The sequence below is a fragment of the Pseudomaricurvus sp. HS19 genome, assembly GCF_009857815.1.
Taxonomy (GTDB): Bacteria; Pseudomonadota; Gammaproteobacteria; order Pseudomonadales; family Cellvibrionaceae; genus Pseudomaricurvus.
In genome coordinates, this window is the sequence record NZ_WVVW01000001.1 from 317,853 (window position 1) to 339,033 (window position 21,181).

The window sequence follows — 21,181 nt, forward strand, 5'->3', positions numbered from 1 at the left end:
TGAACCTTTACTTGCCCCGGATCAGGTCGCGGATCGCGAAGCGCGCCGGGTGCAGGGCAAGGCGCAAGCTGCGTGGCAGTGGCGACGGCTCGCCGTGCATTTCGGCGGCCAGCAGTTCGGCGCAGATGGGGGTATAAGCCAGCCCGCGGCTGCCATGGCCAACGTTGATATAGAGCCCCGGCAGGTAACTGCCGGCGGTGGCGATACTGGCGCGGGCATTTTTCGCCAGCAGTTCAAACTCCTTCCTTAACAGACTCTCATCCGCCACCGGTCCCACCAGTGGCAGGTAGTCGGGACTGGTACAGCGCAGGCCGCTGCGTCCGCTGATGACGTTTTCTTCCAGTAGTGCACCTGACAGTGCCGGCACTTGCGAGCTCAGCAGTTGCAGGTTCTTGTAGTGATCCTCCTGCCGAACCGTCAGTTCCAGGTCACGGGGGTCGTAGGTGGCCCCCAGGCAGTGTTGTGCGTCGCGGGCGGGAGCGATATAGCCATCGCCACACAGGGCCACCTGCAGTTGTGCCGTGCTGGCATCGGCGCGCAGTAGAGTGATCTGTCCGCGAATGGGTTTCAGCGGCAGGCCGTGAGTAGGGGCAAAGCGGCGGCTATCCTGGGCGGTAGTCAGAATCACGTTGGCGGCGTAAAGCGGATCACGGCCGGTGTTGACCTGCCATTGCTGGAGGTCAGCTTGCCACTGCAGGGATTCCACGGCGGTGTCATAACGACAGCGGATATTGTCGTGCTGCAGCAGCTGGCGACAGATCGCCGCCGGCGATAACCAGCCGCTGTCGGGAAACAGCAGCCCGCCACAATCCAGTGTCACGCCGGCCCGCTTGCTGGCCTCGGCGGCAGTCAATGGCCGGAACAGCTCCTGCTCGCCGAAATAGTCCTGCAGGTGCTGCTGCAGCACTGCGCTTTTGTCCGAGTGCGCCAGCTGCAGCACGCCGCAGGCCGCGCCGCTGTCCGCGCCCGTGGCCCAGAACGGCGCGTAGTGGCGCTGGGCGAATTGCAGGGCCAGCAGGTTGAAGTCGGAGAGGGTCTCCGGGCGGTGGGAGAGTTTGGCGTAGAGGATGCCCTGGGGATTACCGGAGCCCTCGCTGGCCGGCTGCGGGTGACGCTCCACCACCGTGACCTGCCAGCCACGCTCTGCCAGCGCCCGAGCCGTGTGGCAGCCTGCCAGCCCGGCACCGATGATCAGTGCCTGTTGCTGTGTCGGCGCTGCGGCACCGCAATACCAGGGCGCAACCCAGGGGGCGTTGCGATGGCTGACGGGAAACTCCGTGCTCGCGGGTGTGATGAACGGCTGCTGCAGTTGCGCCACGATCATGTCGCGCTTGTGGCCAAAGCCGGGAGTTTTGCGCACCAGGAAGCCGTTGTCGCGCAGGCCGCGCTTGACGATACCGGCGGCGGTGAAGGTGGCGGCGGTGGTACCGGTGTGGCTCAGCTTGTGGATCAACTGAAACAGCTCATCGCGCCACATGTCGGGATTTTTCGCCGGGGCGAAACCGTCCAGGAACCAGGTGTCCACGGCGCGGCGTGGTCGCTGGTGGGCCGGGTGGTCGCTCTCCAGCAACTGCTCAAAACCGCTGCAGGCGTCGTCAATAATCAGTGTCAGGGTGATGCGGCCCTGATCGAAGGTCAGGCGGTGGAAAGCCGGATTGGTAATGGCCGGGTACTGATCCAGCAGGGCATTACTGAGTGACTGCAGCTCCGGCCACAGTGCCAGCGCCCGACGCAGGTCCTCCCTGCGCAACGGGTATTTCTCCACCGTGACAAAGTGCAGGCGGGCATCAGAAGGCGCGGTTTGCTGCCACAGTTGCCAGCAGGCGAGGAAGTTGAGCCCGGTGCCGAAACCGGTCTCTGCCACCACAAACTCGCCATGGGCAGGGAGGGCGGCAAAGCGCTCGGCCAGCTGGTTGTTCTGCAGGAACACATAGCGGGTCTCCTCCAGGCCATTGGCGCGGGAGAAATAGCAGTCATCGAAGACGCTGGAGTGGGGCTGGCCGTCGCTGTCCCAGGTGAGCTCGGCGTTGCGGCTGCCGGGATCCGTGTCGGTGCTAGGGGAGTCGCTCATAGGGGTTCAGCCGTCGGTCAGGCCAAACTCCCGCAGGATCTGCAGGCACCATTGGTCGAGACGCTCATCGGTGAGGTCGAACTGGGTCTCCTCATCCAGTGCCAGACCGACAAACTGCGTTTCGTCGCCGGTCAGTGCCTTGCTCTGTTCGAATTCAAAGCCCTCGTTGGGCCAGTAGCCCACCGCACGGGCGCCGAGGTTCACCAGCTTGTGGTGCAGGTAGCCCATGGCATCCAGGAACCACTCCGGATAACCCTCCTGATCGCCGAGACCGTAGATGGCAATGGTGCGACCCTGCCAATCCAGTTCATCGATCTCGTCCCAGATCTCCTCCCAGTCTTCCTGCAGCTCGCCATAGTCCCAGGTGGGTATGCCCAGGATCAGGTGCTGGTAGAACTGGATGTTACTGATGGGGTCGTTGGCGATGTTGTGCACATCCACCAGCTCACTGCCCAGCCGCTCGCGGATCTTGTCGGCGACCATTTCGGTGTAGCAGGTGGAGCTGCCGTAGAACAGACCGATGGGGGCGTGACTCATGGGAAAAATACCTTGTGGCTGCAGCGGGTAAAACGGGGCCAGCGGGCTGGCGGGGCGCTATTTTAGGGGGTACAGGCGCTAATTGCACGGCTGCCCGGCAGGACCGGGCGGGGGCGCTATACGGCGCCGTCAAAGCCCATCTGGCGCCAGGCTTCGTAGACAATAACGGCCGCTGCGTTGGAAAGATTCATGCTGCGGCTGTCGGGCTGCATGGGGATACGCAGGACGTGTCCCGCGGGCTGGGCGGACAGTATCTCCGCGGGCAGGCCGCGGGTCTCGGGCCCGAACACCACATAATCGCCGGCCTGAAAGCCGGCGTCGGTATAGGAACGTGTGCCCTTGGTGCTGATGGCAAAGAGCCGCTTTGGCTGGCACTGCTGCAGGAAGGCCTCCCAGCTGTCATGTACCTGCATATCCTTCCACTCACCGTAATCGAGGCCGGCCCGGCGCAGGCGCTTGTCGTCCAGCTCGAAGGCGATGGGGCGAATCAGGTGCAGGCGGGCGCCGGTATTGGCCGCCAGGCGTATGATATTGCCGGTATTGGGGGGGATTTCCGGTTGGAACAGCACGAGGTGCAGTCTGGCGTTATCGGTCATTGGGGGTTATATCCTGAATAGAGCGAGCCGGCTGCGCACCTGCAGGCTGTTTAGTATCGGTAACGGGTGGCAGCAAGCGGCGAGTATAAAGCAGCCCGGCGCCAATGTCGGGTGGTTGACTGCCATCAACGCGGTCAGTGGGGCGGCGGTGGACAATTGAACGAGCAGCAACAGTTGCGCAGGCCAGGCACTAACGGAAGGGGGCAGCAGTGATCAGTTCGGTAACCCATAAGATTCTGAAGAAGACCCATACACCGGAAGCGATCTCCGAGCGCTTTGCACAGGGCCCCAGCCAGATCTATCTGAAAGACTCCATCTACGGCGCCATTGATGGCGCCGTGACCACCTTTGCCGTGGTCTCCGGCGTCGCTGGCGCCGGGCTCAGCAGCGGGGTGGTCATTATCCTCGGTCTGGCAAACCTCCTCGCTGACGGATTCAGCATGGCGGCCGGTAACTACCTGGGAACCCGCTCGGAAAACCAGTACCGCGCCAGTATGCGTCGCCGCGAGGCGGCGGAAATTGATGCCTACCCGGAAGGGGAGCGGGAGGAGATCCGCCAGATCTACGAACGCAAGGGGATCAACGGTGAGGCGCTTGAGCACATGGTGGAGGTGATTACCTCCGACCGGACCCTGTGGGTCGATACCATGTTGCAGGAGGAGCACAACCTGGCCACGGAGGATGCCAATGCCTGGTTGGCTGGGCTGGTGACCTTTATTGCCTTTCTGGTGGTGGGCATGCTGCCACTGGTGAGCTTTCTGGCCAACTGGGTGCGGCCGGGACTGATTGCGCAGCCCATGCTGGTGAGTGTGTCGGTGACCCTCTGCAGCTTTGTGGCGGTGGGTTATATCAAGGGCCGTTATGTCAATCAGGGGGCGTGGCGTTCGGCGGCAGAGACCCTGGCAGTGGGTGTTATTGCCGCCGGCCTGGCGTTCCTCGTTGGCTTCGGGTTGCAGCGGCTGGGGGTAGCCTGAGCTGCTGACACGGATTACTGCACCAGGTCGCTGCTGGCCTCCAGAAGGTCAATCTCCACATCCAGCTGATCGGCAATGGCGTCCAGCTGTTCCTGCAGTCGATCGATATCCACTGCCGCCGGAATCTGCAGCACACCGCGGGCGCTGAACATGGCGTCGCCGGTAAAGGGCATGCTGGAACAGCTGGTCTGCAGGTCATCCAGGTTGATCTGGTGGCTGGCCAGTGCCTGGGACAGCTCGCGCACGATACCCGGACGATCATTGCCCACCAGGCTGAAGTGCAGCACTTTCTGGTCGCCACCAGCGCTGCGCTCCGACGCTTCCGAACTGATCACCTGGATACCACCGGATATCTTCAGCGCCTGCAGTGCCTGCTGCAGGGGCTCCGCCTGGCTTTCCGGCAGGTTGACCTGCAGGATACCGGCAAATTTCCCTGCCATGTGGCTCAGGCGGCTGTCCAGCCAGTTACCGTCGTGCTGGCTGATGGTTTTTGCCAGGGCTTCCACAATGCCGGGGCGGTCATCACTGAGTATGCAGAGAACGAGTGTGCGATTCATGGGGCGGCCTGTTGTCTGTGTTGTTTTATCAAGTTTAGGTTATGTACTCTCTGACGTCCCTTGGGGGCGTGTTTGCTGTGCACGAGTATAATGCAGCCCGCCGCCAATACCAGTTGCCGGCGGCAACCATCCAACAGAGGTAACAGTAGTGGAAATACCCTGGCAAAGACTATCCCCGGAGGCCCTGCGGGGATTGATGGAAGAGTTCATCACTCGCGAGGGCACCGACTATGGCGAGAGCGAAGTAGAGCTGGAAGAGAAGGTGCTGCAGGTGGAGCGCCAGATCAGGGCGGGCGAAGTGGTCATCGTCTTTGATGCGGTGCTGGAGACCTGCTCGCTGCTGACCCGCCAGGCGGCCCGGGAGTTTGAACGGCAGATGCAGTCGGCGGCGGAGCGGGGTGACTACGATGACTATTGAGTACCTCCGCAATGGCCCGTCAACGCCTCGACTGTTACTGGCGCACGGTGCCGGCGTAGGTATGGATAGTGACTTTATGCAGCAGATGGCGGAACGGATCGCGGCACTGGGCGTGGGGGTGGTGCGTTTTGAGTTCCCCTATATGGCCGAACGACGCCAGACCGGCAAGAAGCGACCGCCGGATCGTCAGCCGGTGCTGCTGGACACCTGGCGGCAGGTGCTGGCGGATCATGCCGGTGAGGGGCCGCTGGTTATCGGTGGTAAATCCATGGGGGGTCGTATGGCTACCCTGTTGGCCGCAGAGCTGGAGGCTGAGGGGTGTCCGGTGGCGGGGGTCATTTGTCTTGGCTATCCCTTTCACCCGCCGGGCAAACCGGAGAAGCTCCGCACGGAGCATCTGCAGTCACTGCGGACGCCGGTGCTGATGCTGCAGGGCAGCCGCGATCCAATGGGCAGCAGGGAAGAGGTGCAAGGTTACGACCTGAGCGATACGGTGGTGATGAGCTGGCTGGAGGATGGAAACCACGATTTGAAACCGAGGGTAAAGTCCGGCTTCAGCCATGACCAGCACCTGGCCACGGCTGCGGGTAATATTGTGGATTTTTTCGGCGGCCTGTGCTGACCGGCTGTCGATCAATTTTCCAGCAGTGAAATCTTTTCCGGCTCATTCAGCATGGGCATGAGCTCGTTCATCATGCTGCGGCGCGCTTCAGAGTTGTACCAGTTGTACCAGTCCCGGGCGGAGCGCCATCTGGAAAAGACATAACGCTTGTTGGCGTTGTGCAGGTCGGAATAGGTCTCGCCATTGACAAAGCCTTCGGCCTGGTAGGCCAGGTGCAGGGTGCGTTTGGCGCTGGCTTCGTAGGTGCTCTCCATGTCCGGAGCGAGGGTGCGTTCGATCAAAACGGTAATCATGCGCTGGCCTTATGTTCTGTGGTTGTTGCAGGCGCAGTTTACTGGTTGGTTCCCGTGACGCCTAGCCCCGGGGCCGGACTTCCGCCGCAGGCTTTACTCGCTGAGTGATCTGCTGCCGGGGAGGTAGTCGTCCTCTGCCTGATGTATCATCCACTCCCCGAGCCGGATCCAGTTACGCATCAGGTCGCGCAACATGGCACTCTCGCTGCCGCTGCGACGTTTGTTGCTGAGGTAACGGGTTCCCACCTCGGTGAGTGCGGCCACAATCTGGCCCACCACCTGGGCGTCGAGACGAACAAAAAAACGGTCGCTGTGATGGCGTTGTCCGGGAGGTGCAAAAGAGGCGCTGACCGTTCCGGGCCAATGGGGGTTCTGCAGTTGGTTCTGTACCGCCAGTGCCAGGCGGGGGTGTTGCCGGCGCAGTAAGGTAAAGCTGGTTTCCAGTGCCGCGCGGCTGAAAATATCGGCACGTTGGGAGTAGCTGTTGTGCAGTGGAAGCATGTAAGACCTGCCCTTAATGCGTAAAACAAGGGATTTTTCATCCAGCCAAAGTAAGTGTAGCAGTGCCTGCGGACGTTGCAGGTTCAATTGAGAGGAATGCATCACAATGACCCCAAACGCTGATCACACCCTGGATACCCGCGGCTTGCTGTGCCCCGAGCCGGTGATGATGTTGCACAATGCCGTGCGTGATGCGCAGTCGGGTGATGTGATCGAGGTGGTGGCGACGGACCCGTCCACCGAGCGGGATATCCCCAAGTTCTGTCAGTTCCTGGGGCATGAATTACTGCATCACGAGCAGCGGGGGGAGGAGTGGTACTACTGGATTCGCAGGGCCTGATCGACAGGCGCGGGCCGGGTTAGGAATGGCAATGCCGGAAAACAAAAGGCCCGCTGTGATGCGGGCCTTTTGTGTCAAGGGTTAGGTGAACAGCCTTCTTGCCGGGTCAGACATCTTCCACCAGGGCTGATATGGCGGCCAGCGCTTCCGGGTCTTCCGATTTGATCTTGTTGGCGATCTGGTGCTGGAAGAAGTAGCGGAATTCGCTGCGACTCTGTGCAGGATAGAGACAATCATCGCCGGGCAGGATGGGGGTGCACTTGATCTTGGCCGGGTCTGCGAGCATGCCACAGAGGTTGCCGTCATGATGCAGCCTCCAGCTCACCACCTCCGTCAGGGTAATGCTGTGGAAGCCGTTATCCGAAAGCACCGCATGAGTACCGATGGTGTCGGGAATCTCCTGGATCACGTCGTTGTCGTTGTCGCAGGTGTAGTCGTAATACTCTGCGGCTGTTTCCAGCTCGACAATCTTGTGAATCGGGGCCTCGTAGAAGATCTCGTCAATACCCGGATCAAAGTATCCCTCCCACTTGCCGTTCAGCGGATCCTGAATCTCCGTGGCGGGCATAATACTGTTCAGCCAGGGAACCATGCCGACCACTTCGCCGTTGGCACGCAGTGCCCAGCAGAGGATCTTGAGACTGAACAGGGAGTCCGGGCTGGCTTCATTGGAGTAGAGCATTTCCAGTCCGTCCAGTTCGGGGGATAGCCGGATTATGCGGGAGTTGTGGGCCTCCGAGAGCGGTCGCCCGGTGAAGAAATCGACCACGTTATCCATGTTGTGGCCGGGGGTTGAGGTCTTCATAATACCACCTCCGAGAGAGGCCCCTTCGACGCCGGCCACAGTGTGAGAACCGCGTCATTCGGGGGCGGATGCATATAGAAATACACCGTTCAACTCTACGGTATATGCAGATTGCAAAAAGCACAATACTTGGTTGTAAAAAAGTTTATAACCACACTATTTAGTTAGACCCGAGGTTTTAGATTGTCGCTGTATTACTTCGCCTACGGCTCAAATATGAATCAGGCGCGCATGGTTGCGCGTGGCCTTGAGTACCGTCGGGCCCTGGCCGGCCGCTTGCCGGGGCTGGCCCTCGCCTTTAACAAGCAGGCCTCGGATGCACCCCATCGCGCCTATGCCAATGTGGTTTATGCCCCGGGCCGTGTGGTGGAGGGCGTGCTTTATGAGCTGGCTTCGCTGCAAGAGATCCGCAAAATGGATCCTTTCGAGGGGGCTCCCCGCCGCTACAGTCGCGAGATCTATCACATTCACACCGATGAGGGCGAAATCCCGGCCTGGGTCTACGTAGCCAATCCAGCCATGTTGCGCACAGGCCTGATGCCGGAGACCTGGTACCTGCAGCACCTGCTGGCCGGCAGCGAATTCCTGACCGAGGAGTATCGACGCTTCCTGGCCGCGGTAGAGTGTCGTGACCAGCGGGATCCCGTTCCCATGCCAGCCTGTATGGGACGCAACTCATGATGTCGGACATGGCATGTGACCTGCGGACACTCGATCGCACAGCGATTGAGGAGGCTTTTCACGGCTGTTTCCGGGAGTCTGAAAATACCCGTTTGCAGGGCGGAGCGGCGGAACCGCTCTACCGTCCTGCCCGCGATAATGAGCCCCATTGCATCTATTACACCCTGGATTACGCCGCCAGCGCCTTGCATGAGGTAGCCCACTGGTGTGTGGCAGGGGAGGAACGACGCCGGCTGGAAGATTACGGCTACTGGTATGCCCCGGACGGACGCAGTGAGGAACAACAGCAGTTGTTCGAGACCGTCGAAGTGCGCCCGCAGGCGATGGAGTGGATCTTTAATACGGCCGCCGGACGTCAATTCCGGGTCAGTGCTGACAACCTCACCATGGGGCTGGGCCCCAGTGACTCTTTCAAGCAAGCGGTGTTCGAGCAGACGCGGCGGTTCTGTCGTGAGGGCTTGCCGCCGAGGGCTGCGCGATTTGCCCTGGCACTGGCGTTGCGCTCAGGTGTGGAAAACCCCTTTGCCGAAGAGCTCTACCTGAGGCAGGCGCTGTGAGTTCTTCTCCAGCGGCGGAGTCGCCCCCGGCCTGCCTGATTGATGCCTCCATCTATATTTTCCGCTACTACTTTTCCCTGCCGGATAACTGGTTCAGTCAGGAGGGCAATCCCACCGCGGCGGTGTATGGCTACACCCAATTCCTGTTGGGATTGCTGCAGCATGAGCGACCGGCCTGGGGCGTAGCCTGTTTTGATGAAAGCCTGGGTAGCTGCTTTCGCAACCAGATCTATCCTGACTATAAAAGCAGTCGTGTCCTGCCTGATGAGCTGCTGGAGTTTCAGCTGCACGCCTGCCAGGAAGTCACCGGCCTGTTGGGGTTTACCTGCCTGGCCAGCCAAACCTATGAAGCGGACGACCTGCTGGGCAGTACCATGACCATGCTGCACCAACTGCAGCCACAATTGCCGGTGGCACTACTGACCCGCGATAAGGATCTGGGACAGCTGCTGGGACGGCCACAGGATTACCTGTGGGATTACGTCAAACCGGCCCAGCAACAGCGACTGTACCGGGAGGCGATTTTTACCAAATTCGGTGTCTGGCCGGAGCAGCTGCCGGACTACCTGGCGTTGGTGGGAGACGCGGTGGATGACATTCCCGGGGTGCCCGGCATTGGCGCCAAAACCGCACAGGCATTGCTGCAATGGGGCGGCGACCTGACCGCCATCGTGCAGCGCAGGGAAGAGATTGGCGGGCTACTGCTACGCGGTGCGCGACGCTTGCCAGAGCTGCTGGGTGAGCATCTTGAACAGCTGGCTGTCTCCCGGGTGCTGGCGCAAATCGTCACCGATGCGGAACTGCCAATTACTGAACAGCAGTTGCGGGTCGCTTCGCCGGATGTGCCGGCTTTTATTGATTTCTGTGAACGCATGGGGCTGCCTGCCTCCTGGCAGCGACGCTGTCAGCAACTGGAGGAGTACGCTTGAATTCACTGCGTATTGTCGCCGACGAGAATATCCCGTTTGTGGAGCAGGTGTTCGGTTCCCTGGGGCAGGTAACCACCTTGCCGGGCCGTACCATGACTGCCGCCCAGGTTGCCGAAGCCGATGTACTGCTGGTGCGCTCGGTTACGGCGGTTAACAAGGCGCTGCTGCAGGGCTCGCGCGTCAAATTTGTCGGTACCTGCACCATCGGCACTGATCACCTCGATATTGCCTGGCTACAGCAGCAGGGGATTACTGCTGCCAGCGCACCGGGTTGTAACGCCAACTCCGTGGTGCAATACGCACTGGCGGTGATGGCGCTGTTGCGTCCGGGCTGGCGGCAGATGACGGTGGGGATTGTGGGCTGCGGTAATGTCGGCGATCGCCTGCGACAGAAACTGCTGGCCCTCGGGGTTCAGGTGCATTGTTACGATCCATGGCTGACACCGCAGCAAGTGCCACAACTGACGAGCCTGGAGGTGGTACTGGGCTGCGACATCGTCTGCCTGCATGCGCCGCTGGTGCATACGCAACCCCATCCCAGCTGGCATCTTCTGGATTTGCCGAGGTTGCAGCAGCTGGGTCAGGGCACACTGCTGATGAACGCCGGACGCGGCGCGGTGATCGATAATCAGGCGCTGAAAACGGTGCTGGCAAGTCGGCGGGACCTGACGGTTGCGCTGGATGTGTGGGAGCCGGAACCGCTGCTGGATCTGGAGTTGCTGCAACAGGTGGCGCTGGCTACACCGCACATTGCCGGCTACAGCTACGATGGCAAGGTGGGTGGCACGGTACAGATTGCCGCAGCCTTGTGTGAGCACCTGGGGCTCGAACCGGTAGCGGATCTCAAAACCTTGTTGTCAGCCGATGCCAGCAGTCATCAGTCCCTGGCGTGGTCCGGGCATGAAGGCGGGGCAGGTGTGGATGCGTGGCTCAATGACGCCATTCTTGCCACTTATGATCTGGTGGGTGATGACAGCCGTTGTCGGCAGGCGTTGCTGCAGGCAGATGGCGAGCTGGCGCGAGCCCGTGCCTTTGATGAGTTACGTAAGCACTATCCCAAACGCCGTGAGTTTGACAGCTTTCGGCTTGGTGCTCTGCCGGACGGCTTATCGGCAACAGAAAAAAAGTCGCTCAACCAGTGGTTGGCGACTTTGGGAATGTCCCGGCAAGAGTAGCTTCTACTAGGAGAGAACGTACTAGGAGAGAAAACGGATTCAGCAGGCCCGGAGAGATCGGGGCAACAGCTCCGGCGACAGGAAATCCTGCACCTGCTGCAAGGCATCGTCGATCATCTTCGCGGTCATGGGGATCTCGCGTCCGCGTTCATCCAGCAGGGCAGCACCGTGAAAGTCCCGTGATTCATTCCGGGGGCGGTCACTGCCGAACTGTTTGCCTGCCAGTGTGTAAACTCGGGTCTTGCGCTCGTTCATGGCGATACCTGTGGAATGGGTTGCAGACATGTCGTGGGCGGCTCGCTCCAACCTGGTCGCGACCACGGATCGACTGTCCCTGACACAGTGCGCACTATAGGAGGCGTCTGTGACAGTAATGTGACTGCTTGTGATCCGGGACGGTGGTAAGGTGTGCGCTTGTCCACGTTCCTGAGTTCAGTATAGTGATGCCTCGATTGGCCAAATGTGCGGCCCGTCAAAACATTCAGACCAATTTTTCATAATGTGGCGCCAAACGCTTCATAATGGTCATTTAGGCCAGCTCGCCTGCTCCGGCCAGTGCTTTACTGGCGCCATATACTTTACTGTCTCCTTTTATAGCTGCCGTCCAGTGTCACCGCGTCCGGTTTTGGACAGAGCTTCCTGTTGCGCGGAACGGCACATGAAGAAATTTACCAGAGAGCACCACATTGACTACTGAGGTGAACCCCCCGGCTTCCATGCGTCTGGGTTTGATCATCAATCCTCTGGCCGGGCTGGGTGGCCCTGCCGGCTTAAAGGGCAGTGATAACCGCGCGCAGGTTGCGACACTGCTTTCCACAAGCGAGCCAAGTCGGGCGCTGCTGAGGGCTGCACGTTGTCTTTCCCTGCTGGCGGAGAGCGGCTGCACTGTATTTTCGGCAGCGGGCCCCATGGGGGGTGATCTGGCGCAAGCGTCGGGATTAACGCTGGAGACCCTGATGGTCACCGGCGCGCGCACCAGTGCTGTGGATACACGCCAGTTGGCACAGGCAATCCTGCAGGCGGGGGTGGACCTGCTGCTGTTCGCCGGCGGCGATGGCACGGCCCGGGATATCTGCTCGGTGGTGGGTGAGCAACTGCCGGTGCTGGGTATTCCCGCCGGTGTGAAAATGCACTCCGGCGTCTTTGCCTTGTCGCCGGAGGCCGCGGCGGAAGTGGTGTTGGCAATGATTCGCGGTGAACTGGTGGATATCCAGTCACAGGAGGTGCGCGATATTGACGAAGCCCTGCTGCAGCAGGGGCGGGTCAACAGCCGTTACTTTGGCTCCCTGAGAGTGCCGTCTCCAGGCCAGTTCGTGCAGTCCACCAAACAGGGTGGCAGGGAAGTGGAAGAGCTGGTTATTGATGACATAGTCGCCGATCTGTGTGAGCAGATGGAGGAGGACACTCTTTACCTTATCGGTGCCGGCACCACCAATCAGGCCTTGATGGATGCCCTGGGACTGCCCAACACCTTGCTGGGTGTGGATGTGGTACTGGCTGGTGAGCTGGTGGCAGCCGATGTGAGCGCCAGTCAGCTGGAGCAGCTGTTGTTGCAGCATAGTGGCCCGGTACAGGCCATGCTCTCTATTACGGCTAACCAGGGTGCCCTGATTGGTCGTGGTAATCAGCAGTTATCGCCCATGGTGCTGCGTCGCCTTGGCAGGGAGGGGATTTGTGCTCTGGCTACCAAAGGCAAACTGCGGGAGCTGGCTGGCCGACCGTTGTTGCTGGATACCAATGACCCGCAACTGGACAGGGAGTGGAGCGGCTATATCGAAGTGGTGACCGGCTATCACGAACGCACACTCTATCCTCTGGGCTTGCCTGCCGGGGGAGAAACAGTATGAGTGCACTGAGCGATGCCATTAAGCAGCAGTTGGATCTGCTCAGCGATGACAACAGTGATTCCCGTCGTTGGTTTCACGGGCGTGGCCGTACTTTCCCCGGTTTTGAACAGGTAGCGGTGGACTGGTTTGATCCGGTGCTGTGGGTGACCCTGTTTAAACCGGAGGAGACTGCGGGGCTGGAACAGCAGTGGCTGCGAGAGATTGTCGAACTGTTGCAGACCAGCGGTTCCCGGGTGGCTGCGGTGCTGGTGCAGCGCCGCTTCGCCGGTCACTCCAGTTGCGAGTGTATCTGGGGTGAAGTGCCGGAGCTGCTGTATGCGCGGCGTGGAGCCTTGCGTTTCCACCTGCAACTGGGGGAGCGCCAGAACACCGGCTATTTCCTCGATATGGAACCGGGACGCTGTTGGTTGGATGGGCTGTCGAAGGGTCGGCGGGTGTTGAACCTGTTCTCCTACACCTGCAGCCTCTCGGTGGTTGCCATGGCGGCGGGAGCCAACAGCGTGGTGAATGTGGATATGAGCAGTGCCGCGCTCGGTCAGGGCCGTGACAATCATCGCCTCAATGACCAGGACCTGGGGGCGGTGCGCTTCCTGTCGGAGAATATTCTCAAGTCCTGGGGGCGTATTCGCCGTCAGGGGCCTTACGATCTGGTGGTGATGGACCCGCCGTCGTTCCAGAAGGGCAGTTTTGTCGCACAGCGGGATTACCCCAAGTTACTGCGCCGGGTACCGGAGTTGATGCCTGCTGGCGGGGATCTGCTGCTGTCGCTTAATGCGCCGGAATTGCCGGAGTCTTTCCTGCATGACTGTATCGCCGAGGCAGCGCTGCAGTGTGAAGTGGTGGGGCGCCTTCCTGAACATCCGGATTTCCCTGACAGTGACAGTGAGCGGCGGCTGAAGCTGCTGCATGTCCGTTACAGGCCGACATAATCACCGGATTTCCCGGAGAGGTTTCCCCGTTCAATAGCCCGGCAATCAGCACTCGTTACTGTTAACCGGTGCAGGTAACTTGTCATTCGGTGACAGGTTCAGGAAACTAAGGTCGGCCGAACACGGTCCCAGGAAAGCCCGTAACAGCTGCGGAGATCATCCGGAGTGTAAGATTGGGCGGACCGGAACGACTAACCATAAAACACAGTAAGGATCAGATTATGGCTAAGAAACTGAATACCCCCCTGGCGGCTGCCGTTGGTGCCGCATTTATCGCCTCTGCCAGCTTCTCCGGTGCAACCCTCGCAGCCGATGCCAACCCTTTTGCCGCCACCGACCTGGGCGTTGGTTACAACCTGGCCGACAAGCACGGCGAGGGCAAGTGTGGTGAGGGTAAATGTGGCGACGACATGAAGAAGAAAGACAAAATGCCCGCCAAAGCCAAAGAAGGAAAGTGTGGTGAAGGCAAGTGCGGTGCAGAGATGATGAAAGGCAAGGGTACCGACAACAGTGGCCAGCAGAAGGCGGCTGAAAAAGCGGCTGAGCCGGCTGGCAAGTAAGCTTGTCACTCCGGATGGTTGGCCTGCGGTGCAGGCCTCCGTCCGGGATGCCTGAACGACAAGGGGACGAGCTGATGACGGATCAGATCGCTGCAATCAGTGGAGCCGGGCTGGGGTTGCGTCGCAGCCTGCTGGATGAGCTGGGAGAGGTTGGCCTGGATGAGGTTCAGTTTCTGGAGGTGGCTCCTGAAAACTGGATCGGTGTGGGCGGGCGCCTGGGTTCGGCGTTGCGGGCTTACACGGAGCGCTTCCCGTTTGTCTGTCATGGCCTGTCCCTCTCTATCGGGTCTACAGACCCTCTGGATATGGCACTGCTGACCGATATTCGCGCATTTATGCGCAGCCATAACATTTCTGTTTACAGCGAACACCTGAGCTACTGCAGTGACAGTGGCCATCTCTACGACCTGCTGCCCATTCCTTTTACAGAAGAGGCTGTGCGCCATGTGGCACAGCGGGTAGGGCAGGTGCAGGATTTTCTTGGCCAGCGAATCGCCCTGGAAAACGCCTCCTACTACTGCGCCCCGCAGCAGGAGATGTCCGAGATCGACTTTATCAATGCCGTGGTGGCGGAAGCCGATTGTGACCTGCTGCTGGACGTTAACAATATCTACGTTAACAGCATCAATCACCGCTATGACCCCTATGATTTTCTCGCGCGCCTGCCCCTGGAGCAGGCGGTGTATGTGCATGTAGCCGGCCACTATAACGAAGCGGAAGACCTGCGGGTGGATACCCACGGGGCCGATGTCATAGACCCGGTCTGGGGCTTGTTGCAGGCGGCCTATGGCCTCTGCGGCCCGCTGCCCACACTGCTGGAGAGGGACTTTAATATTCCGCCGTTGCCCCAGTTACTGGAGGAGGTGGGTACCATTCGCCAGTTGCAGCAGGCTTGCGTGTCGCAGAGACCCGCTGAGCTGCTCAGTGGTCGCAAAGGAGCCTGAAGCGGTGCCTGATATGTCGTTTGCGGGGGTTCAGAAGCAGTTGGCCGATCATCTCCGGGATCCGCAGCAGGTTGCCCCCCCCGGTGCAATGGAAGAGCGTCGGTTGGCGATCTACCGGGAGCTGGTGTTTAACAACATTGAAGGTTTCCTCAGCAGTGGCTTTCCCGTATTGCGCAGCCTCTACGACGATGAGGCCTGGCTGGGGCTGGTGCGGGAATTTATCCGCACGCACCGCTCGGAGAGCCCCTATTTCCTGCAGATCAGCGAAGAGTTCCTGGCGTTTCTGCAGGAAGAGTACCAGCCGGGAGCAGCGGATCCGGCCTTCCTGCTGGAGCTGGCCCACTATGAGTGGGTGGAATTGGCTCTGGATGTCTCTACAGAGGAGATCCCTGAGAGCTCGCACACGGCAGGCCTGAGTCCGGAGCAACTCCTGGACACCCGCCTGAGCCTGTCCCCACTGGTCTGGCGGCTCTCCTACCAATTTCCGGTACACCGCATCGGGCCTGACTACCGCCCGGCAGAACCTCCGGCGGAGCCCATCTTTCTGCTGGTCTACCGCAACCGGCAGCAACAGGTCCGTTTTATGGAGAGCAATGCCCTAACCGTGCATCTGCTGAATCTGCTGGAAGAGGGCCTCAGTGGCAGGGCGGCGCTGCAAACACTGGCGGCCGATTTGCAGCATCCCCACCCGGAGCAGCTGCTGGCCATGGGCGCCAAGCTTCTGGCTCAACTGGTGGGCAGCGATATCCTGGTCTGATACCTATCCGGACACGCCCGCCTTCTGTAACCGATACCCGGGTTACGAATCCTCGCAGTCTACCCATCGATTGACGCCTCAATCGGTATGCTGGCGCCGTATTTTTTCATTTGGTAATAAAAATCCTCGTTTTTACTAGTCTGTCATATTGTTGACATATTCCGGTCGCAGAATGCCCGGCATACGCTGATGAGGCATCTCGCGTCACAGCTGTTGTTGATTAGCACTTGGGTCTATCTAAAACCACAATCGGGAGTGAACTCCATGAAAAAAGCACTGTTGCCTCTGGCTATCGCCGCTGCAATGCCAGCTGCCGCTCTGGCGGAAGGTCCAATCGACGGAAAAGTTTACGGTAAGGTAAACGTCTCAATCGTAAATGCTGATGATGGCGACAGCGATGTTTGGGATGTAAACAGCAACGCTTCTCGCATCGGCTTTGCGGGCAAAACCGATCTGTCGGATTCCCTGGCAGTAATCTATAAGCTGGAGTACGAAACTTTCGTTGACGATGGCAGCAATGGTACTTCAACTTTCTCCCAGCGTAATATCTACGGTGGTCTGACTGGCGGATTCGGTACAATTATTGCCGGTCGTCACGATACCCCTACCAAACTGGCGCAGAACAAGATTGACCTGTTCAACGATCTCGAAGGTGATATCAAAAATACCTTCGAAGGTGAAAATCGTGAATCCAACATCGTGATCTATACCACGCCTTCTTTTGCCGGTTTTGAGGCGTCTGCGGCTTTCGTAGCGTCTGAAGGCTCCGATGTGGACGGTGACGGTGAAAACGATGACGGTTTCGACGGTAACTCCATCGCCATCAGCTACACCTCTGACATGTTCTATGTGGCGCTGACCAACGATATAGATATCGATGATAAAGACAACCTGATGCGCGCTGTAGGCCAGATGAACCTGGGTGCCTTCCAGCTGGGCCTGATGTTCCAGGATGTGGAAGAGCAGGATGGTGACGAAGAAGATGGTTACTTCGCCAGTGTTCAGTACAAGATCGGTGATGTAGCCCTGAAGGCTCAGTACGGTCTGGTTGAGGGTGAGGAAGACGCAGAAGAGGAGACCTTCTCCGTCGGTGCCGACTACAAGCTGGCCAAGAGCACCAAACTGTTCGCTTTCTACACCACGAATGAAGATACTGACACCACCGGTGCCACCTCGTCCGAAGACGATTACTTCGGTATTGGTTTGGAGCACAAGTTCTAAGAACTCTAAGGAGTTCCGGAACCAGGGAAAGGGTGCTTCGGCACCCTTTTTCTTTCATAATTGGCAACGCCAAATTGATTAGCGGAGAGAGCTTTTTGAAACTGCAACAGTGGTTGGTCGTAGTATCATTATCATGTGTAGCACAAGGCGTATGGGCTAAGGATCCTGAGTGCGGTGAAACCGTGGATATGGCCGATAGTCTGAATTTCCACAAAATGCACGTTGACTGCAGTGATGAGGCGGTGGATACCTACGAACCCGGCTTGATTGACAAGCTGTTGGGCAAAGAGAAAGGGGTTGATACCTACGATGGTGACACGAATGATTCGTCAACTGCTGCTGCCAATGTTCCCGTGAGTGCGGTAGACGCATCGCAGGATGATAGTGCCGGTATCACTTTCAACATTCGCGAACCCTTCACCGCCACCGGTGGCCCTCAATCCGCCCTGAACGGTCTGTTTGCCCAGATGATTCACTACTGCCCAAAGGGGTGGGAGAAGAAGAAAGAGTGGGCCGAACCGTCAGAAGGTGGTTACTTCCTGTACTACCAGTTCCGCTGTGCGGAATAGGGCGGTTTATAGCAGGTTGGTTATGTCCGCGGGAGCCTTTGACTCTGTTTGGGCATAAGCTAGAATGCCTTTCCGCTTTGGCAGGAGAGGCAGCGATGGGGTTCAAGGTTTTTATCAGGCAGGTATCCGCAGGTTTGCTGCTGATCTGCTGTGCCCATGCTGTCCACGCCCAAGAGAACCCAGCCGAAGCCGGGCCACTGTCGGACTCCCCCGCAGTTGTCGACAGGGATCCCTGGGAAGGCTTTAACCGCAAGATCTTTGTCTTTAATGACACCCTGGACACCTGGTTCCTGAAACCGGTTGCCAAGGGCTACCGCTTTGTCACCCCCGATCCCCTGGAGACAGGCGTCTCCAACTTCTTCAGTAACTTGCTGGAGATCCGCAACGTACTCAATGATGTGCTGCAGTGGAAATGGGGCCAGGCGGGTAACGATACTGGTCGTTTTCTGGTCAATTCGACTGTGGGTATCGCGGGCCTGATTGATGTTGCCCAGTATATCGGCATGCCCCGCAGTGCCGGCGAGGACTTTGGCCAGACCCTGGCGGTCTGGGGCGTAGGGCAGGGCAACTTCGTGGTGCTGCCGTTCTTCGGCGCCAGCACCTTCCGGGATGCCGCTGGCATGCCGGTGAATACCCTGGTTAGTCCCATTTCCTACGTCGACCATGTGCCCACGCGCAATACCCTCTATGGCACCAGCCTGGTGGATACCCGTGCCCAGCTGTTGAGTGCTGAAGAACTCATCAGTGGCGACAAGTATGTCTTCCTGCGCGATGCCTACCTGCAACGGCGCGAGTTCCTGATTAATGACGGCGTGGTGGAAGACGACTTTGGCGCTGACTTCGGCGATGATTTTGACGAGTTCTGACACGGTCACCTGCGGCCGCTAAGGGCAGCGTTTCCCCGGCCTTCAGGCCCGCTTTCCTCCCCCTGGAAGCACTTGCAGCACCAGACTGATGGGAGTAGTGTTAGCCCTTTTTATGGCGTTCAACTCTTCTGCCGCCGGGGCTCGGCTCCCGCTGGCGAAAATCACGCAGCGCTGCACCGCCCCAGGGCCCGGAAGCTGGAATTCCCAATGACCACAGACAACTGTAAGTTGCTCATCGTAGATGACGACAGCATTGTGCGTCAGGGGGTGGTCGCCTACCTGGAAGACAGTGGTTTTACGGTGTTTGAGGCGGCTGGTGGAGAGGTGGCACTGGAGCTGTTCCGCGAAGAGCAGCCGGATGTGGTGCTGACCGACCTTAAAATGCCGGGTATGGACGGCATGCAGTTGCTGGAGCAAATCCGCCAGTTGTCCCCGGCCACGCCGGTGCTGGTGATGTCCGGCGTGGGTGTGATGGGGGATGTGGTGGCCGCCTTGAGGCTGGGGGCCACGGATTTTCTGGTCAAGCCCTTTGCCGATATGGAAGTGCTTGTACATGCCGTCAGCAAAAGCCTGGAGCGCCGTGACCTGCTGGCGGAGAATCGCCAGTATCGACACGACCTGGAGCGGGCCAATCGCGAGCTGCGTGATCACCTGCGTACCCTGGAGAGAGACCAGCGTGCCGGCCGCCGGGTCCAGCAACACCTGTTGCCGCCCACGCCGGTTACCAAGGGCTCCTACTCCGTGGAGCACCGGGTTATTCCCTCCCTGTTCCTCAGTGGCGACTTTGTCGACCTGGCCTACACCTCCGATCGCTATATCTCCTTCTACCTGATCGACGTTGCCGGACACGGTGCTTCATCGGCATTTGTGACCATCTGGATGAAGCATGTGGCGACGGAGATCTTTAATGAGCGTCAGTCTTTCCGGCACTACGCAAAAATCGACAGTGATCTCAAGGAGTGGCTGCAGGAGATTAACCGGCGTCTGCTGGAGTCCCGGCTGGGCACTCATATGACGTGCCTGGTGGGTGTTATCGACCTGCAGGAGAACCTGCTGCACTACGGTGTGGCCGGTCATTTGCCGCTGCCGGTACTGGTCTCCGGCGATGGAGCTCACTACCTGCAGGGTAAAGGGGCACCGCTGGGCCTGTTCCCCGACCATGACTGGGAAATCTTCCGCCACCCATTCCCCGCTGATGGGCATCTGCTGGCCCTGTCCGATGGCATTCTGGAAGTGATGCCCGCCAAGGATTTGCTGGAAAAAGAGGAATATTTGCTTAAACTGTTGTCCTGCAGTGGCAAAAGCCTGACCGAAGTCTGTTCAGCATTGGGCCTGGAAGAGCTGTCGGCAGCACCGGATGACATTGCCATAGTCAGTATCGTCAGACATGCATAAGGACCCGTCGCGAGGAATTTATGCCGCAAGGTAAGATCTGGGTAGCCGATCACGATGGTGTGTATCTGATCAGGATGGTCGGCGATGTGCGCCTGACCCTGTGCATGTCATTCGATCACTTTATTGACAATATGTTTGCCGCGGATGATTTCGCAGCCATCATCTTTGACCTTTCCGAAGCCGACGCCATCGACAGTACCACCCTGGGGCTGATGGCCAAGATTTCCATTCTCGCTGACCAGCGCAAGCATTTACGTCCTTCGGTGATTGCCACCACGCCCGGCATGAATCGCCTGCTGGATTCCATGGGGTTTGGCGAGATCTTCGATATCCTGCAGGAGAAGCCCTCCTCGGTGGCGGATGCCTCCATCCAGGCGCTGGTGTGTGAGGAGATGTCCGAGCAGCAGGCCCGCGCCAAGGTGCTGGAGGCGCATCGGATACTCATGCAGTTGAACGAGAAGAACCAAAACACCTTTCAGGACCTGGTACGGACTCTGGAGAACAGTCAGTAGCTGTCCGCCGGATCTTCCGTCTCCCGCCGTGCATTAGCCAACTTCTCACGTTCCCCAGGATCCCCGGCTGTCAGCCGTCTCGGGCGATAACCTTGGCGCGGATAAAGTCGCTCTGGCTCATGTGCAGAAGATCGGCGATCTTGCGGATGGTGTACTCTTCGTACTTATCCAGGTTGAGATCAGCGTAGGCGATTCGCCACATGCCGGTGAGCAGGTCAAACTTCTCTTCCTGCGTGAAGTGATCGTTGACGTAGCGTGTAAACGGGTAGACCGAGGTGTTCTGGCTGGCATTGTTGCGGGCCCGCTCCACCAGGTTGTGCAGGGTCTCCCCATCCAGGTGGAACTGCTGGCCGAGCTCCTGCAGCAGGGTTTGCATCTCGCTGGCATCCAGGTGGTGGTCGACAGTGGCCACTTCCAGCATCAGTCCCGCCGCCGCCAGCTCCCGTGCCCTGGAGTCGTCTTCAACCTCGGTCGTGGTTCCCAAAAGTTCGCGCAGAGCGCTTTTCAAGTTAGTCAGCACCTGTC

Annotated in this window: 27 protein-coding genes; 18 read left to right on the forward strand and 9 right to left on the reverse strand. The window is 59.2% G+C overall.

The genetic code is table 11. The annotated features are described in order from the left end of the window. Positions 1 to 7 precede the first annotated feature (7 nt). The 3 genes from mnmC to trmL form a co-directional block, all read right to left on the reverse strand. The gene (mnmC, locus tag GSF27_RS01250; RefSeq protein WP_160964922.1) at positions 8 to 2,071 is read right to left on the reverse strand and encodes a bifunctional tRNA (5-methylaminomethyl-2-thiouridine)(34)-methyltransferase MnmD/FAD-dependent 5-carboxymethylaminomethyl-2-thiouridine(34) oxidoreductase MnmC; all 2,064 of its coding nucleotides are present in this window, start codon (positions 2,069 to 2,071) and stop codon (positions 8 to 10) included. A gap of 6 nt (positions 2,072 to 2,077) precedes the next feature. Next, positions 2,078 to 2,608 (reverse strand): flavodoxin FldB, encoded by a 531-nt coding sequence (fldB, locus tag GSF27_RS01255; protein WP_160964924.1) that lies wholly within the window; start codon positions 2,606 to 2,608, stop codon positions 2,078 to 2,080. 116 nt (positions 2,609 to 2,724) lie between these two features. Next, positions 2,725 to 3,204, reverse strand: coding sequence for a tRNA (uridine(34)/cytosine(34)/5-carboxymethylaminomethyluridine(34)-2'-O)-methyltransferase TrmL (gene trmL / locus GSF27_RS01260; protein WP_160964926.1), 480 nt, complete (start codon positions 3,202 to 3,204; stop codon positions 2,725 to 2,727). Positions 3,205 to 3,413: 209 nt separating this feature from the next. On the opposite strand from trmL, the gene GSF27_RS01265 reads away from it, so the two are divergent. Beyond that, on the forward strand, positions 3,414 to 4,178 hold the full coding sequence (locus GSF27_RS01265) for a VIT1/CCC1 transporter family protein (protein WP_160964928.1): 765 nt from the start codon (positions 3,414 to 3,416) through the stop codon (positions 4,176 to 4,178). Positions 4,179 to 4,192: 14 nt separating this feature from the next. Here the strand turns inward: GSF27_RS01265 and GSF27_RS01270 are convergent, their stop codons facing one another. Then, positions 4,193 to 4,735 (reverse strand): glycine cleavage system protein R, encoded by a 543-nt coding sequence (locus GSF27_RS01270; RefSeq protein WP_160964930.1) that lies wholly within the window; start codon positions 4,733 to 4,735, stop codon positions 4,193 to 4,195. A 148-nt stretch (positions 4,736 to 4,883) separates the two neighbouring features. Between GSF27_RS01270 and GSF27_RS01275 the strand changes: the two genes are divergently transcribed. Both GSF27_RS01275 and GSF27_RS01280 read left to right on the forward strand, forming a co-directional pair. After that, a complete protein-coding gene (locus GSF27_RS01275) occupies positions 4,884 to 5,153 on the forward strand; it encodes a YheU family protein (RefSeq protein ID WP_160964932.1) in 270 nt (89 codons plus the stop codon). After that, positions 5,143 to 5,775: an alpha/beta fold hydrolase gene (locus tag GSF27_RS01280; RefSeq protein WP_160964934.1), complete on the forward strand. Its 633-nt coding sequence runs from the start codon at positions 5,143 to 5,145 to the stop codon at positions 5,773 to 5,775. The genes GSF27_RS01275 and GSF27_RS01280 overlap by 11 nt, the downstream gene beginning before the upstream one ends. A gap of 11 nt (positions 5,776 to 5,786) precedes the next feature. Here GSF27_RS01280 and GSF27_RS01285 read toward each other — a convergent pair whose 3' ends face one another. Both GSF27_RS01285 and GSF27_RS01290 read right to left on the reverse strand, forming a co-directional pair. After that, the gene (locus GSF27_RS01285; protein ID WP_160964936.1) at positions 5,787 to 6,068 is read right to left on the reverse strand and encodes an antibiotic biosynthesis monooxygenase; all 282 of its coding nucleotides are present in this window, start codon (positions 6,066 to 6,068) and stop codon (positions 5,787 to 5,789) included. 93 nt (positions 6,069 to 6,161) lie between these two features. Next, positions 6,162 to 6,569 carry a hypothetical protein gene (locus tag GSF27_RS01290; protein ID WP_160964938.1) on the reverse strand — a complete coding sequence of 136 codons (408 nt, stop codon included), beginning with the start codon at positions 6,567 to 6,569 and terminating at the stop codon, positions 6,162 to 6,164. 106 nt (positions 6,570 to 6,675) lie between these two features. Between GSF27_RS01290 and tusA the strand changes: the two genes are divergently transcribed. After that, on the forward strand, positions 6,676 to 6,909 hold the full coding sequence (tusA, locus tag GSF27_RS01295) for a sulfurtransferase TusA (RefSeq protein ID WP_160964940.1): 234 nt from the start codon (positions 6,676 to 6,678) through the stop codon (positions 6,907 to 6,909). Positions 6,910 to 7,015: 106 nt separating this feature from the next. On the opposite strand, the gene GSF27_RS01300 is transcribed toward tusA, so the two are convergent. After that, positions 7,016 to 7,714 carry a hypothetical protein gene (locus GSF27_RS01300; RefSeq protein ID WP_160964942.1) on the reverse strand — a complete coding sequence of 233 codons (699 nt, stop codon included), beginning with the start codon at positions 7,712 to 7,714 and terminating at the stop codon, positions 7,016 to 7,018. 183 nt (positions 7,715 to 7,897) lie between these two features. Here GSF27_RS01300 and GSF27_RS01305 point away from each other — a divergent pair, with 183 nt between their 5' ends. Genes GSF27_RS01305 through GSF27_RS01320 form a run of 4 tightly spaced genes read left to right on the forward strand, consistent with a single transcriptional unit; the run spans position 7,898 to position 11,056 of the window. Further along, a complete protein-coding gene (locus tag GSF27_RS01305) occupies positions 7,898 to 8,395 on the forward strand; it encodes a gamma-glutamylcyclotransferase family protein (RefSeq protein WP_202410224.1) in 498 nt (165 codons plus the stop codon). An 8-nt stretch (positions 8,396 to 8,403) separates the two neighbouring features. Next, a complete protein-coding gene (locus GSF27_RS01310; protein WP_237457324.1) occupies positions 8,404 to 8,952 on the forward strand; it encodes an elongation factor P hydroxylase in 549 nt (182 codons plus the stop codon). Continuing rightward, a complete protein-coding gene (locus GSF27_RS01315; protein WP_160964946.1) occupies positions 8,949 to 9,881 on the forward strand; it encodes a 5'-3' exonuclease H3TH domain-containing protein in 933 nt (310 codons plus the stop codon). The genes GSF27_RS01310 and GSF27_RS01315 overlap by 4 nt, the downstream gene beginning before the upstream one ends. Next, positions 9,878 to 11,056, forward strand: a complete 1,179-nt coding sequence (locus GSF27_RS01320; protein ID WP_237457325.1) for a 4-phosphoerythronate dehydrogenase — start codon at positions 9,878 to 9,880, stop codon at positions 11,054 to 11,056. The genes GSF27_RS01315 and GSF27_RS01320 overlap by 4 nt, the downstream gene beginning before the upstream one ends. 39 nt (positions 11,057 to 11,095) lie before the next feature. On the opposite strand, the gene GSF27_RS01325 is transcribed toward GSF27_RS01320, so the two are convergent. Continuing rightward, entirely contained in the window at positions 11,096 to 11,341 is a 246-nt protein-coding gene (locus tag GSF27_RS01325; RefSeq protein ID WP_202410225.1) for a PA1571 family protein, read from the reverse strand. 401 nt (positions 11,342 to 11,742) lie between these two features. Here GSF27_RS01325 and GSF27_RS01330 point away from each other — a divergent pair, with 401 nt between their 5' ends. The 10 genes from GSF27_RS01330 (at position 11,743) to GSF27_RS01375 (ending at position 20,656) form a co-directional block, all read left to right on the forward strand. Next, the gene (locus tag GSF27_RS01330) at positions 11,743 to 12,903 is read left to right on the forward strand and encodes an ATP-NAD kinase family protein (RefSeq protein ID WP_237457326.1); all 1,161 of its coding nucleotides are present in this window, start codon (positions 11,743 to 11,745) and stop codon (positions 12,901 to 12,903) included. After that, positions 12,900 to 13,832, forward strand: a complete 933-nt coding sequence (locus tag GSF27_RS01335; protein WP_160964948.1) for a class I SAM-dependent methyltransferase — start codon at positions 12,900 to 12,902, stop codon at positions 13,830 to 13,832. The genes GSF27_RS01330 and GSF27_RS01335 overlap by 4 nt, the downstream gene beginning before the upstream one ends. 221 nt (positions 13,833 to 14,053) lie before the next feature. Next, positions 14,054 to 14,392: a hypothetical protein gene (locus tag GSF27_RS01340; RefSeq protein ID WP_160964950.1), complete on the forward strand. Its 339-nt coding sequence runs from the start codon at positions 14,054 to 14,056 to the stop codon at positions 14,390 to 14,392. Positions 14,393 to 14,466: 74 nt separating this feature from the next. Beyond that, on the forward strand, positions 14,467 to 15,336 hold the full coding sequence (locus GSF27_RS01345) for a DUF692 domain-containing protein (RefSeq protein WP_160964952.1): 870 nt from the start codon (positions 14,467 to 14,469) through the stop codon (positions 15,334 to 15,336). Positions 15,337 to 15,349: 13 nt separating this feature from the next. Then, a complete protein-coding gene (locus tag GSF27_RS01350) occupies positions 15,350 to 16,093 on the forward strand; it encodes a DUF2063 domain-containing protein (RefSeq protein ID WP_160964954.1) in 744 nt (247 codons plus the stop codon). A gap of 264 nt (positions 16,094 to 16,357) precedes the next feature. Next, entirely contained in the window at positions 16,358 to 17,314 is a 957-nt protein-coding gene (locus tag GSF27_RS01355; RefSeq protein ID WP_160964956.1) for a porin, read from the forward strand. Positions 17,315 to 17,502: 188 nt separating this feature from the next. Then, entirely contained in the window at positions 17,503 to 17,883 is a 381-nt protein-coding gene (locus GSF27_RS01360; RefSeq protein ID WP_160964958.1) for a hypothetical protein, read from the forward strand. A gap of 95 nt (positions 17,884 to 17,978) precedes the next feature. Beyond that, the gene (locus GSF27_RS01365; protein ID WP_160964960.1) at positions 17,979 to 18,749 is read left to right on the forward strand and encodes a VacJ family lipoprotein; all 771 of its coding nucleotides are present in this window, start codon (positions 17,979 to 17,981) and stop codon (positions 18,747 to 18,749) included. A gap of 207 nt (positions 18,750 to 18,956) precedes the next feature. Next, positions 18,957 to 20,144, forward strand: coding sequence for a fused response regulator/phosphatase (locus GSF27_RS01370; protein WP_160964962.1), 1,188 nt, complete (start codon positions 18,957 to 18,959; stop codon positions 20,142 to 20,144). A gap of 20 nt (positions 20,145 to 20,164) precedes the next feature. After that, positions 20,165 to 20,656, forward strand: coding sequence for an STAS domain-containing protein (locus GSF27_RS01375; protein ID WP_160964964.1), 492 nt, complete (start codon positions 20,165 to 20,167; stop codon positions 20,654 to 20,656). 70 nt (positions 20,657 to 20,726) lie between these two features. On the opposite strand, the gene GSF27_RS01380 is transcribed toward GSF27_RS01375, so the two are convergent. After that, on the reverse strand, positions 20,727 to 21,164 hold the full coding sequence (locus GSF27_RS01380; RefSeq protein ID WP_237457327.1) for a TerB family tellurite resistance protein: 438 nt from the start codon (positions 21,162 to 21,164) through the stop codon (positions 20,727 to 20,729). Between the last annotated feature and the right edge of the window lie 17 nt (positions 21,165 to 21,181).